This window comes from Camelimonas sp. ID_303_24 (genome assembly GCF_053543495.1).
Genome location: NZ_JBLLJM010000007.1, coordinates 23648 through 36821, shown reverse-complemented (window position 1 = coordinate 36821; position 13174 = coordinate 23648). Strand labels below are relative to the sequence as shown.

General features: G+C 65.2%; 8 protein-coding genes. 6 read left to right on the top strand and 2 right to left on the bottom strand.

Annotation, left to right across the window (positions count from 1 at the left end):
- Positions 1-455 precede the first annotated feature (455 nt).
- Entirely contained in the window at positions 456-1850 is a 1395-nt protein-coding gene (repC, locus tag ACERNI_RS09230) for a plasmid replication protein RepC (protein ID WP_448832995.1), read from the top strand.
- 88 nt (positions 1851-1938) lie between these two features.
- Here repC and ACERNI_RS09225 read toward each other — a convergent pair whose 3' ends face one another.
- Positions 1939-3075: an HPP family protein gene (locus tag ACERNI_RS09225; RefSeq protein ID WP_448832994.1), complete on the bottom strand. Its 1137-nt coding sequence runs from the start codon at positions 3073-3075 to the stop codon at positions 1939-1941.
- A 345-nt stretch (positions 3076-3420) separates the two neighbouring features.
- Here ACERNI_RS09225 and ACERNI_RS09220 point away from each other — a divergent pair, with 345 nt between their 5' ends.
- The 5 genes from ACERNI_RS09220 (at position 3421) to ACERNI_RS09200 (ending at position 11533) form a co-directional block, all read left to right on the top strand.
- The gene (locus ACERNI_RS09220) at positions 3421-3816 is read left to right on the top strand and encodes a hypothetical protein (protein WP_448832993.1); all 396 of its coding nucleotides are present in this window, start codon (positions 3421-3423) and stop codon (positions 3814-3816) included.
- A gap of 269 nt (positions 3817-4085) precedes the next feature.
- Positions 4086-6260 carry a TonB-dependent receptor family protein gene (locus ACERNI_RS09215; RefSeq protein WP_448832992.1) on the top strand — a complete coding sequence of 725 codons (2175 nt, stop codon included), beginning with the start codon at positions 4086-4088 and terminating at the stop codon, positions 6258-6260.
- A gap of 225 nt (positions 6261-6485) precedes the next feature.
- Complete coding sequence (locus tag ACERNI_RS09210; protein WP_448832991.1) at positions 6486-7070, top strand: TetR/AcrR family transcriptional regulator; 585 nt, start codon at positions 6486-6488, stop codon at positions 7068-7070.
- A 53-nt stretch (positions 7071-7123) separates the two neighbouring features.
- The gene (locus tag ACERNI_RS09205) at positions 7124-8365 is read left to right on the top strand and encodes an efflux RND transporter periplasmic adaptor subunit (RefSeq protein ID WP_448833148.1); all 1242 of its coding nucleotides are present in this window, start codon (positions 7124-7126) and stop codon (positions 8363-8365) included.
- Between the two features lie 9 nt (positions 8366-8374).
- On the top strand, positions 8375-11533 hold the full coding sequence (locus tag ACERNI_RS09200; protein WP_448832990.1) for a multidrug efflux RND transporter permease subunit: 3159 nt from the start codon (positions 8375-8377) through the stop codon (positions 11531-11533).
- Between the two features lie 303 nt (positions 11534-11836).
- On the opposite strand, the gene ACERNI_RS09195 is transcribed toward ACERNI_RS09200, so the two are convergent.
- Positions 11837-13060: an aminotransferase-like domain-containing protein gene (locus ACERNI_RS09195; RefSeq protein WP_448832989.1), complete on the bottom strand. Its 1224-nt coding sequence runs from the start codon at positions 13058-13060 to the stop codon at positions 11837-11839.
- Between the last annotated feature and the right edge of the window lie 114 nt (positions 13061-13174).

Below are 13174 nucleotides of genomic sequence, written 5' to 3'. Positions count from 1 at the left end.
AGTAACCGTCAGCCCTTGCGGGGACAGCTTGCGCGCATTCGAAGAACAGCAACAGAATTCCGGCCCACAGGCTGGAGCAGAGGCTGGAGCGCTTTCCGATCAGACTTCCGTCTGATCGACCAGAATTCGCTCAAAATACAGGCTCGCAAGCGGGCGGTATCTGGACTGACCGGACTCCGTCCCTTGCCAGCAGATTTGAAGGGTTTCGCACGACCTCCAGAGGGTCGCAGCGAACGCTTCAGCCCCCGGCTGATACATCCGCCGGCCACGATCAACCAGCGCCAGCCGATGGCGTTACAACAGGAGAGAGCGGCAAAGAAAAAGGCCCCCGAAACGGTGTTCCGGAAGCCCTTCTCATTGGTCTGACAACCTGAGAATCGCACTTCCGAAAATTGCAGTCAAGAGCATAACGTCGTTCCGGCGGTCGATTTCCCACGCCCCGAAGGCAGGGAACGATGACGCATCATGTTTTGACGACGCCCTTTGGGCGGCGAACGATGTCGCTTGCCATGACCGCAAGCCAGATCGAAGCGCGAGACACGGCGCCAGACAGCGCCGTGAACAAATGGCAGGTTTTCCGCAACATCTGTGAAGCGCGCGCCCTGCTCGGCCCATCGGACCGGGCGCTCGTGGTTCTCAATGCGTTGCTGACCTTTCTGCCTGAAACGGTGATGACGCCAGACGTCAATCTCGTGGTGTTTCCGTCCAACGCCCAGCTCGCCACGCGCGCCCATGGCATGGCGGCCGCCACCCTGCGCCGGCATCTGGCCGTCCTGGTGCAAACCGGCCTGGTCATCCGCCGCGACAGCCCCAACGGCAAGCGTTACGCCCGCAAGGGCAGGGAAGGCGTCATCGAAACCGCCTATGGCTTCGATCTCGCTCCGCTCGTGGCGCGCGCGGCGGAGTTCAGCGATCTGGCGGCTCTGGTGGCGGATGAACGGCGGCAACGCCAGCTGTTGCGCGAGCGCATCACGATTGCCCGTCGCGACTGCGCCAAGCTGCTCGAGACCGGCGCAAACCATTGCGATGGCGCCGCCTGGGAAGACTTTCACACGCGTTATCGGCAGCTGGCCGCCAGCCCTGCGCGCTCCGCCAGCCACGATGTGCTGCAGCAACACGCCCACAGCCTTGACGCCCTGCGGAGCGATATCGCCGACAGGCTGGAGAAGCTGCTGAAAAGCCAGAAAAAACTGGAAAAAGAGAGCGGCAGTGAATCCCAAACTGAGCGCCACATACATAATTCAGATAAAGAAGAATATTTAACTCAAGAAGCACAACCCAAACTTTCCCATATGGAACCCCAGCAGTTGCAGCCATCAGTTCCACTGGAAACTGTTCTCGACGCTTGTCCCGATATTTGCGATTACGCCATTCGTCCCATTCACAACTGGCGTGATCTGCATCAGGCCGCATCCGTCGCAAGGGCAGCTCTTGGCGTCAGTCCGGATATCTGGAACGCCTTCCGCAACAGGGCTGGCGAGAATGAAGCAGCTGTTGTCATCGCAGCCATATTGCAGCGACGCGAACGCATCACCCGGCCAGGCGGCTATCTCCGGACGCTGAACAGCAAGCTCCATGCAGGGCAGTTTTCCGCCAGACCGATGCTCATGGCGCTGGCCAGGGAGCGGCTGACGCAAGCAGACGCCCACGTCATCGCAGCCGCATCAGCCGCAGACAGGGCTGACGAAAGCCATCCGGGCGAACCATCCGGCGGCTTTCATTCATCCCCCGGGTATATGCCCGCAAACCGCTTCCAGACGGGCAGGGCCAATCTGGCGCTGGCGGCTGGGGACCGGCATCAGGGGAGACATGGGTCAGGCCCGGAAACCGCAACCACATGCTGTTTCTGACCCATGGGATCGCTGCCGGGGTCGCTGTGCGCCGTTCAGGCCCATGTTGCGCGGCCATGCCTGGCCCTGAGCCAGCAACAGCCGCAGATCAGGCTTTCTGGCTGGCCGCCCTGGCAAGCGCCCAAAGCAGATCCGTCTGGGTGACGAGACCAATGGCATGATCATCATCGTCGACAATGACAGCCGCGTGCCCCCTGCCATCGGTCAGGACCGGCAGCAGTTCCGCGACCGGCGTATCGGGACGCGCCAGGGCGGCCGCGGCCATGATGTCGCCCACTGGCGTGTCGGCAACCGGCGGCGCGTCCGGGCCGGAGCCCTCCTGCCGGGCGTACAGGGTCGCGATTTCCCGCAGGCCGACGGAGCCAACGATGTGCTTACGGCGGTCCAGCACCGGCAGCATGCGGATATTGTGATTGAGCAGCAATTCGCGCGCCGCTCCAACGCGCGTATCCGGCGTGACGCTGAAGATGTCGCGCGACATGATGCTGGCGCAGCGGATATCGGGACTGGATCTGGAAACGGCCGCCAGTTCGGCCTGACGCACGAGGCGCAGCAGGTCGTCCCTGTCGATGTCATAGCTGGCGTCGAGGGAGGCCAGGGCAGCATCGATATCGGCGGCGTCAACCGCATTGCGCATGGCCGCCGGCGGGTCTTTCGAACCGTGCGCGCCAGGGGGCGCTGCCTCGGGCTGGTGTGGGTAGCGGCGTCCCATCATCCGGTGAAACACCATGCCGCACGCGAGCAGCACGCCAATATTCAGCAGGGCGGGCGCCAGCGACCGCCAGATGTCCATCAGGGCGGCGTCCTTCATCGTCAGCGCCATCAGCAGGGCCATGGCGCCCCCTGGCGGATGCAGGCAGCGACACAGGCTCATCGCCACAATGCCGACAGGAACGGCCATGGCGGCGATCACCGGCCCGCTCCAGCCCAGCTGGCCGAACGCCAGCGCCAGCGCGACGCCCGCCAGTCCGCCAATGAGATTGCCGCCGAGCACCGGCCAGGGTTGGGCCAGGGGGCTCGTGGGCACGGCGAAAACAAGAACCGCCGAGGCGGCGACAGGCCCAACAATGAACGGCAGGGCCAGATCCCCGCCAACGACAAGCCGCGTAACGATGCTGGCGAGGCCCATGCCAACCAGGGCGCCCGCGCAGGCAATCAGGCGTTCGCGCAAGGTGGCGCCGGCGATAATGGGTCTGAACAGCTGGAAAGGAGACCGGGCGGGCATCAGATAGGTCCTGCCTGAGACGCCAGGGCCGGTTTGACGACGCTGGCCAGAAAACTGACGCAGTGGAATTGCGACGCGGGCCGGCGCACAAACTGGCCGAAACAGGCGCGGTCATGACCGGAGAGCAGCAAGGCGGGCTTTGTCATGCCGAAACGGAGACCCTTCGCTCTTGCTCAATCAAAGCGATTGCTTCGGGCCAAGGGGCGTTTTGAGCCTCGCGGGGGCGTTTCGCTGACCACAACAGCGCTGCCCGCCCATCCACAGCCCGCTGGCGCTGGAAACTGATGCTTGTCGTGGTCAACATGACAACCTATGCATCCTTTCATGGAACTCCCGGCGCGAAGCGTGGGGGCAGCCAGTCGCCTCGCGGCGTTGGTGATCCTCTATGCGTTCCTCGTCAAGACCGTGCTTGTACTCGCGGCGCCGCTGGCGCCAACGGGGGCGCTTGCCGGCAAGGACGGCGCCGCTTTCTCCGGCATGATCCTGTGTCTGCCATCGGCAGACGGTCAGGCTGCTGACGCGCCGGGAGCGCCAGCCCCCAGGCCCGTTCATGACGTCAGTTGCTGTCTGCTGCATTGCCTGCAGCAGCTTGCCATCGTCGCGCCGCTGGTTCTCGCCGTGCTGGCGCTGCGGTTGCGCCCGGGGCGGCAAACCTGGCGACCGGACGTCTGGCGCGACGATATCCGTAATGCCGCAGCCTGGCGTTTCCAGGCGCGCGGGCCGCCCGCGCCCGCTATCTGACAGCCTGCGGGCTGACTGGCCGCCTGGCGCGACGCAATCGCTTTGCCGCCCATCTGGCCGCTTCTGCATGCCGGCGTCGCCCGCGAGGCGCGCGCTGGTTCCGTTTTCGTTGTCATCTCCCGTCGCTGGCTGACGCAACTGCCCGGAAAGGGTGGTGGACGCGCGCCGCCGTCACGCCGCCCGCCAAGGGCGGCTGTGGGCGGCCGGACCACGACGGGTCAGACGATCGCGCCGCATGGGCGGACCATGTGGGCGCAGGTAGCAGATCCATGAATTTCTTTCGCAACAGCCCGCGACCCGTCGCGGCTGGCAGGCGCGCTGGCCTGCTCGCTTCCTCCATCATTCTGGCGTCCGGCCAGGCGCTGTGCAGCCAGATCGCCCTGGCCCAGCCGGCGACGGCGGACGGCGCGGTGATCCAGCTGCCCCAGATCGACGTCAGCGGCGCCGGCCAGGACGCCCTGGCGCAGGCCTCCCTGACAGCGCCCGATAACCGGAGGCTCGCCGCCGCCATGGCCCGCAGGCCCGCCGCCGTCAGCTTTGTCGACGCCAGCGCCTTCGCCAGCCGGTCCGCCCTGACCATGCGCGACATGCTGAAGGACACGCCTGGCGTCCAGACCGGCGAGCGTTATGGCCAGGAGCAACGCCTGTCGATCCGTGGCGCCGGCCTGGCGCGCGGCTATCATCTGCGCGGCGTCGAAGTGCTGCAGGATGGCATTCCAGTCAACAATGCCGACGGCAGCGGTTCGCTGTACCAGACCGATCCGCTGTCGGCCCGGGCGGTCGAGGTCTGGCGGGGCGGCAACGCGCTGGCGTTTGGCTCCACCATGCTTGGCGGCGCGATCAACGTCATCAGCGAGACGGCGCGCACCGTCCGCACGCCCAACCAGGCGCGCATTGACGTGGGCAGCGACGGCTTCATGCGCGAGCACCTGAGGGTTTCGAAGGTCGCCGGCCCGGTCGACATGCTGGTCAGCGGTTCGTGGACCAACTCGGACGGCTATCGCGATCATTCCGCCAGCGTCTATCGCCAGTTCAACGCCAATCTGGGCTGGAAAATCAGCGATCGGGTCGAGACGCGGTTCTTCATCGGCTATTTCGACACGCGCCAGAAGCTGCCAGGCTCGCTGTCGCTGTCCGACGCCCTGCTTGCGCCCCGCAAGGCGTCGAAGGCGGCGGTGACCGGCAACCAGTCGCGGGAGGAGCGGGCGTTCCGCATCGCCAACACCACCAGCGTGCAGCTGGATGCGGGCCAGTTTGATCTCTCCACCTGGGCGATCCGCAAGACGCTCGATCACCCGATCTTCCAGGTGCTCGCCCAGGACGGCTGGATCTGGGGCGTTTCGCCCCGCTACGCGCAGCGCTTCAGCCTGGGCGGTTTTGACAATGAGCTGGTGGTCGGCGCGCGCCTTTCCGGCGGTTCGACCGATGCGAAGCAATATGTGAATCTGGCCGGGCGACGCGGGGCCCTGACGGTCAGCGGCGTTCAGGACGCCATGAACCTTGAGGCCTGGGCGGAAAACAGCCTGTGGCTGACGCGGGAAGTGGCCATCGTGGCGGGCGTCAAGGCGTTCAACAGCCTGCGGGAATACAGCCAGCCGTACAATGCGTCGTTGCGGCCGTCCTGGGCCGCCCGCGACGACAGCGCCCGCTATGCCGGCGTCAACCCGAAGATCGGCGCGCTCTGGCGCATCACGCCCGACGTGCAGCTCTTCGCCAATCTGACGCGCAGCGTCGATGCGCCGGATTTCACCGATCTGACCCAGACCTTCGCGGGAACCACCGTGTTCACGCCCCTGCGCGCCCAGAAAGCCTGGACGGTCGAGGCGGGAACCCGGGGGTCCATGGGGCCGCTGACGTGGGAGGCGACCTTCTACCGCTCGGCGATCCGCGACGAAATGCTGGCCTACACTGTGAATCCGTCGGTTCCGGCCAATGTCTTCAACGCGCCGCGCACAATGCATCAGGGCGTTGAACTGGCGGCCAGCGTGGACCTGTTCCAGGCGCTGGGCATTGATGCGGGCGGCTCGCGCCTCGTGCTGCGTCAGGCCTGGACATGGAATGATTTCCGCTTCGACCGCGATCCGGTCTATGGCGACAACCGCCTGGCTGGCGCGCCGGAACACGTGCTGCGCACGTCGCTGTCGTGGCGGCGCTTCGACGGGTTCTACGTGACGCCGTCGATTGACTGGGTTCCGGCCGGCGCGTGGGTTGATTACGCCAATACGCTGAAGACGCCAGGCTACATGCTGGTCAATGTCGAAGCCGGACTGGAGGCGGATGAGGGCCTGAGCTTTTTCATCGACGCCCGCAATCTGGCCGACCGTCGTCATGTGTCGGATGTATCAGCCATCGCCAATGCCGCGACGGCGCCGGCGAGCGGACTGGCCGTGTTCTATCCCGGTTCTGGCCGTACGGTCCGCGTCGGCGCGCGCTACGCATTTTAGGATGGGCGCCATCCAGGTGCGGATCAAAACCGGGCAAATGTAACGAAGGCGCGGGAGATCCGGTCAAAATACCGTCAGGGACGCCACAAGGGCGTCCTGGCGTGCGCTTGCGCACATTATGATTTTGAATCATATGCAATTCCGCCCAAAACCTGCCGGTTTCGTTTGACGGATTTTTGTCGCGCCAATATTAACCGTCCGGTTGGAAATGAATGGACGTAATGCATGGGCCGGAAACGCATCATTGGCTGTGACGCTGTGCTTGACGCGGCCGAGCGCGTGATTCAGCGCGATGGCGCGGTCAATCTGACCATCAGCGCGGTGGCTGAAGAAGCTGGCGTCAGCAAGGCCACGGTTCTCTACGATTTCAAGACCAAGCACGCGCTGATCGGCGCCCTTGTTGCCCGGCAGATGGAAACCGACGACCGCCGCCTGCAGGATTGCATCGAAGCTGCGGTTTCGGAGCCCGATATCGTCAATCCGGAGCTGGCTGGCCGCATTCGGTTTGCAGCCACCATGCCGGACGTGCAGGATCGGGCCTCGGTCATGACGGTTTGCCTCGCCATGGCGGCAGATGATTCTGTACGGATGCGCATCCGCGATTTTGTCGGGAAGGACCAGAAGGCTTTCCTCGGCGATGGCGAAACGGTGTCCGGGCTTGGGCCGCTCATGGCGTTCCTCGCGCTGCAGGGTTATCTCACCCTGACCTGCTTTGACTTTTGTGATTTTTCTCCGGACGTCCGGGATCAGATCTTTTCCGGCATTGGAAAGATGACCCGGATGCCGAACGCCCTTTTTGATGATCTGTGACGGATATGGCCCCAATGCGAAACTCTTCCAGAAAAGCTCCCGCCTGGTTCGCCATGGCCCTGTCCGCGCCGGTCGCCGCAGCGGGATTCTCCGCCCTGGCCGCGCTCGGCTTGCCCACGGTCGCCAGCGCCCAGCACGCCATGCCCCCGGCTGTCGTGCAGGTCATGACCATTTCCCGCGAAGCCGTGCCGCTAACCCGCGATCTGCCAGGGCGGATCGCCGCCGTCCGCACCGCTGAGGTGCGGCCGCGCGTCAGCGGCATCCTGCAGGAGCGCGTGTTCCAGCAGGGCACCATCGTCAAGGAAGGGGACGTGCTGTACCGCATCGACCCGACCCTGTTCCGCGTCGCCGTCGCCAGCGCCAAGGCCAACCTGGAGCGCGCGAAGGCGGCCAGGGTGCTGGCCCAGCAAAAAGCCGACCGCCAGAAGGAACTGCAAAAGCGCAACGTGAGTTCGGCGCAGGAATTTGACGTGGCCGTCGCCAACCTTGCCCAGGCGGAAGCCGAGGTCGCGGCTGCCCAGGCCGGGCTGGACCAGGCCACGGTCAACCTCGACTACACCGAGGTGCGGGCGCCGATCAGCGGCCGCATCGGCCGCGCGCTGGTGACGGAAGGCGCGCTGGTCACCACCGGGGAAATCCGGCCGCTGGCGGTCATCCAGCAGCTCGACCCGGTTTACGCCGATTTCACCCAGTCATCGACCGAGGTGCGGCGCCTGCGGCAGGATCTGGCCGCCGGCAATATCGCGCGGGTCGCGCCGGACGCCGCCGCCGTCCAGCTGCTGTTTGATGATGGCGAACGCTATCCGCACAAGGGCAGGTTGCTGTTCTCTGAGGCGTCGGTCGACGCCACCACGGGCCAGATCACCCTGCGCGCCGAATTCCCCAACCCCAAGAATGAGCTGTTGCCGGGCCTGTATGTGCGCGTGCGCATCGAGCAGGGCCGGGTGGATCAGGCAATCGCCATTCCGCAGCAGGCGGTGATGCGCGACGCCAGCGGCGCCGCCCAGGTCTACGTTCTTGGCGAGGGCGACGTCGCCCAGACCCGGCAGATCGAGCTGGGCCAGGTGACCGGCGATCGCTGGCTGGTGCGCGGCGGCCTGCAGCCAGGCGACCGGATCATTGTCGAGGGATTCCAGAAGATGACGCCTGGTGGCAAGGTGATGCCCAAGCCGTGGGCCGGGCCGGTGGGGGCCAAATCTCCCGCAGACCAGGCTCCCGCAGACAAGGCCGCCACGGCAAAGCCCCCGGAGGCGGGCGACAAGGCTGCCCCCAAGCCCGACGCCAAGAAGAACTGAGGACGGCAGATGGCGCAATTTTTCATTATACGACCCATCTTTGCATGGGTCGTGGCGTTCTTCATCGCCATCGCCGGCCTGATCGCGCTGCCCTTCCTGCCGATCGCCCAATATCCGCGCGTGGCTCCGCCGCAGCTGTCGATCTCCACGATGTATCCGGGCGCCTCGCCGTCCGAGATCTATCAGGGCGTGACGAAGCAGATCGAAGACGAACTGAACGGCGTGAAAAACCTGGCCTATTTCGAGTCCACCTCGGACGCGACCGGCCAGGTTGAGATCACCGCGACGTTCCGCACCGGCGCCAACATCGACATCGCCTCGGTGAATGCCCAGAACGCCATCCGGCGCGTGCAGCCGCGGCTGCCGGTGACGGTGGTGCAGCAGGGCATCACCACCGAGGAGAGCGGCGCCGGCTTCCTGCTGATCATTTCGTTGACGTCGACAGACGGCACAATAGATGACGTGGGCCTGGGCGACTATCTCAACCGCAACGTGCTCGGCGAAATCCGCCGCATCCCGGGCGTCGGCCGGGCGCAGCTGTTCGCGGCGCCGCGCTCCATGCGCATCTGGATCGACCCGGACAAGATGCTGGGTCTGAACATCTCGACGGACGATATCTCCAACGCCATCCGGGCCCAGAACGCCCAGGTGGCCGCTGGCAAGATCGGCGCCGATCCCAACCCCATCAACCAGCAGATCACCGCGACGGTGCTGGTGAAGGGCCAGCTCAGTTCGCCCGACGAGTTTGGCAATATCGTGCTGCGCGCCAATCCGGATGGTTCAACCGTGCGGATGCGCGACGTGGCGCGCGTCGAGGTCGGCAGCGAAAGCTACAATTTCGCCACCCGCCTCAACGGCAAGCCCAGCGCCGCCATCGCCGTCCAGCTCTCGGAGAGCGGCAACGCGGTGGCGACCTCCAACGCCATCGAAGCCAAGATGGGCGAGCTTGCCCGCTTCTTCCCCAAGGGCATCGAGTATTCGATCCCCTACAACACCAGCCCGTTCGTTGAAGCCTCGATCGAGAAGGTGGTGCACACCCTGCTGGAAGCGGTGGCCCTCGTCTTCCTCGTGATGTTCCTGTTCCTGCAGAACTTCCGCTACACGATCATTCCGGCCCTGGTGGTGCCGGTGGCGCTGCTGGGCACGCTGGCGGTGATGCTGGGCGCCGGGTTCTCCATCAACGTGCTCACCATGTTCGCCATGGTTCTCGCCATCGGCATCCTCGTCGACGACGCTATCGTCGTGGTCGAGAACGTCGAGCGCATCATGGCGGAGGAGGGGCTGTCGCCGCTGAAGGCGACGCAGAAGGCCATGAGCCAGATTTCTGGCGCCATTATCGGCATCACCCTGGTGCTGGCCGCCGTGTTCATTCCCATGGCGTTCTTCCCGGGGGCGACGGGCGTGATCTATCGGCAGTTCAGTCTGACGATGGTGGTGTCGATCCTGTTCTCGGCCTTCCTGGCCCTGTCGCTGACGCCTGCCCTGTGCGCCACCTTCCTCAAGCCGGTGCACGGCCATGGCGAGGAGAAGCGCGGCTTCTTTGGGGTGTTCAACCGCTTCTTCGACCGCACCACCCGCCGTTACGCCGGCATGGTCACCGGCGTCACCTCGCGGGCTGGCCGGCTGATGATCATCTTCCTTGCGCTGCTCATCGGCACGGGCTGGCTGTTCGTGCGGTTGCCGACCTCGTTCATTCCGAACGAGGACCAGGGCTATATCATCGTCGACATCCAGACGCCGCCGGAAGCCAGCTCCAACCGGACCCTGCAGGCGATCGAGCAGATCGAGCAGATCGCCCGGACGGAGACCGCCGTGGCCAACATGGTGGCGGTGCGCGGCTTCAGCTTCTCGGGCGCTGGCCAGAACGCCGCCATCATGTTCATCACCCTGAAGGACTGGGGCGAGCGCGGCGACGGCAACGCCGCCCAGGACGTCGCCAACCGCATGAACATGAAGATGTTCGGCATCAGCGACGTGATGTCGTTCGCCCTGTCGCCGCCGCCCATCCAGGGCTTCGGCAATTCGGCTGGCTTCACGTTCCGCCTGCAGGACCGCGGCGGACTGGGCCAGACGGCGCTGGCCGCCGCGACGCAGAAGCTGATGGCGGAGGCGGCCAAAAGCCCGATCCTCACCGGCCTGCGCACCGAGGGACTGCCGGACGCGGCCCAGCTCATGGTGATCATCGACCGTGAGAAGGCCAACACCTTCGGCGTCAGTTTCGCTGACATCAACGCCACCATCACGGCCAATCTGGGTTCGTCGTACATCAACGACTTCCCCAACAATGGCCGCATGCAGCGCGTGATCATCCAGTCGGACGCGGCCAGCCGCCTTCAGGGCGAGGATCTGCTGAATCTGAACGTGCGCAACGCCAGTGGCGGCATGGTGCCGATCTCCTCCTTCGCCAAGCTGCAGTGGATCAAGGGACCGCAGCAGATCGTCGGCTATAACGGTTATCCGTCGGTGCGCATATCCGGCGCTCCGGCGCCCGGGTTCTCGTCCGGCGCGGCGATTGCCGAGATGGAGCGGATCGCCGCCACCATGCCGCAGGGCATTGGCTACGAGTGGACAGGCCAGACGCTTGAGGAGATTTCCTCGGGCTCGCAGGCGCCGATCCTGTTCGCCATGAGCATCCTGTTCGTGTTCCTGCTGCTGGCGGCGCTGTACGAGAGCTGGTCGATCCCGCTGTCGGTGATGCTTGTCGTGCCGCTGGGCGTGATTGGCTGTATCCTCGCCGTGATGCTGCGCGGGCTGCCGAACGATCTCTACTTCAAGGTGGGTCTGCTGGCGATCATTGGCCTGTCAGCCAAGAACGCCATCCTGATCATCGAGTTCGCCAAGGATCTCTATGCTGACGGCATGAGTCTGCGCGACGCGGCGATCGAGGCGTGCCGGCTGCGCTTCCGGCCGATCATCATGACCTCGCTGGCGTTCACCCTGGGCGTGGTGCCGATGGCCATCGCCACCGGCCCCAGCGCGGCGAGCCAGAACGCCATCGGCACAGGCGTGGTTGGCGGCATGATCTCGGCCACCGTCCTGGCGGTGATCTTCGTGCCGGGGTTCTTCGTCTTCGTGCTGACGCTGTTCCGCACAAAGCCGCCGGTGCTGCACGGTGAATCGCCAGTGCATGCGCCGCACGCGCCGGAGGAGCCAAAGCCGTCGGCATGACACATTCAGGGCGCGGTCGCCGCGCCCTGTTTCCAGGCCAGTTGTGCTTTCAGGCGCGCCTCGCTCCCGGAGGGAGCCTGGCGCCGGACAAGAGAAAACCCCCGGCCGGCAGGCCGGGGGTTTTTTTATGGGAGCGTTGCCCGAAGGCCGTTTTCCAGAGAGTTGCCTGCCAGAGAACTTTCTGGCCAGAGGGCCGGAGCGCTTTGTGATCAGACGGAGCCGGCTGACCGACCAGAATCCGCTGAAAAAGGTTCTGGCGGGCCTGCCTGGGACAGAAGCGCCCGTCCGGCCAAAGCTCTGGCCTCAGGCGGCGATCCGCTCGAGGCCAATCACCCGGCCTAGCCGTGAGATGCCTTCGGCGATGGTCGCCGGATCGGCGCAGGAGAAGCTGACGCGCAGGGTGTTGGCGCCGCCGCCATCAGCGTGGAACGCCTGGCCCGGAACAAAGGCGACCTTCTCGGTCTCGATGGCGCGGGCGAGCAGGGCGGCGCCGTCCATGCCGGCGGGCAGGGTGAGCCAGATGAACATGCCGCCTTCCGGATGCGTCCAGCGCACGCCTGGCGGCATGTGGCGGGCCAGGGCCGCGAGCATGGCGTCGCGGCGCTCGCGGTAAACGGCGCGGACCTTCGCCACCTGGGCGTCGAAGATTTTTCCGGCCACATGGGCGATGGCCATCTGGTTGATGGTGGAGGAGTGCAGGTCCGCCGCCTGCTTCATCAGCACCAGCTTGCGGATGATCGGCGCCGCAGCAACGATGAAGCCGACGCGCAGGCCAGGGGCCAGCGTCTTGGAGAAGCTGCCGCAATAAATGGTCCGCGATGCATCGATGCCGCCGCAACGGGCGATGTCCAGCGCCAGGATCGGCGGGATCGCCTCGCCCTCGTAGCGCAGGGACTGGTAAGCGGCGTCCTCAATCACCGGGATGTCCAACTCGCCCGCCAGCTCCAGCAGCTTCTCGCGGCCGGCGCGGTCGAGGGTTTCGCCGGTGGGGTTGGCGAAATCCGCCGACAGATAGGCGAATTTGACGCGACCGCCAGCCTGCGCCGCGGTCACCCGATAAGCGTCTGGCGTGCGGTTGCCGCCGGGGTTCAGCTCGTCATAGGTCGGCTCATAGGCGTTGAACGCCTGCAGCGCGCCCAGATAGGTCGGCCGGGTGACCAGCGCTGTATCCTTCGGCGACAGAAACAGCTTGCCGAGATAGTCCAGGCCCTGCTGTGAACCGGAGACGATGAAGATATTGTCTATGGTGCAGGGAATGGCGAGTTCGGCCATCTGCCCTACCAGCCATTCGCGCAGGGGCGCATAGCCCTCGCTCACCGAATATTGCAGGCCGGCGGCGGCGTCAGGGCCGGAAAGCACGTCGGCGTAAGCCTTGGCGAAGGCCTCCTTCGGGAACAGCGCCGGATCCGGGATGCCGCCCGCGAACGAAATAATGTCGGGCCGCTCAAGCAGCTTCAGCAATTCGCGAATTTCGGATGCCTTCATGCGCGACGCGCGCGTGGCGAAGACCTGCTCCCAGCTAAACATCGGGACAACCTCGGCTTGTTCGTTGCCCGTACCAATCACAGCCCCCAGGATGTGTCAATAATACTGACGTAATGACAGGGAGTTCGCCAGCGTAGGGGAGCCCAGGCCAGGGTG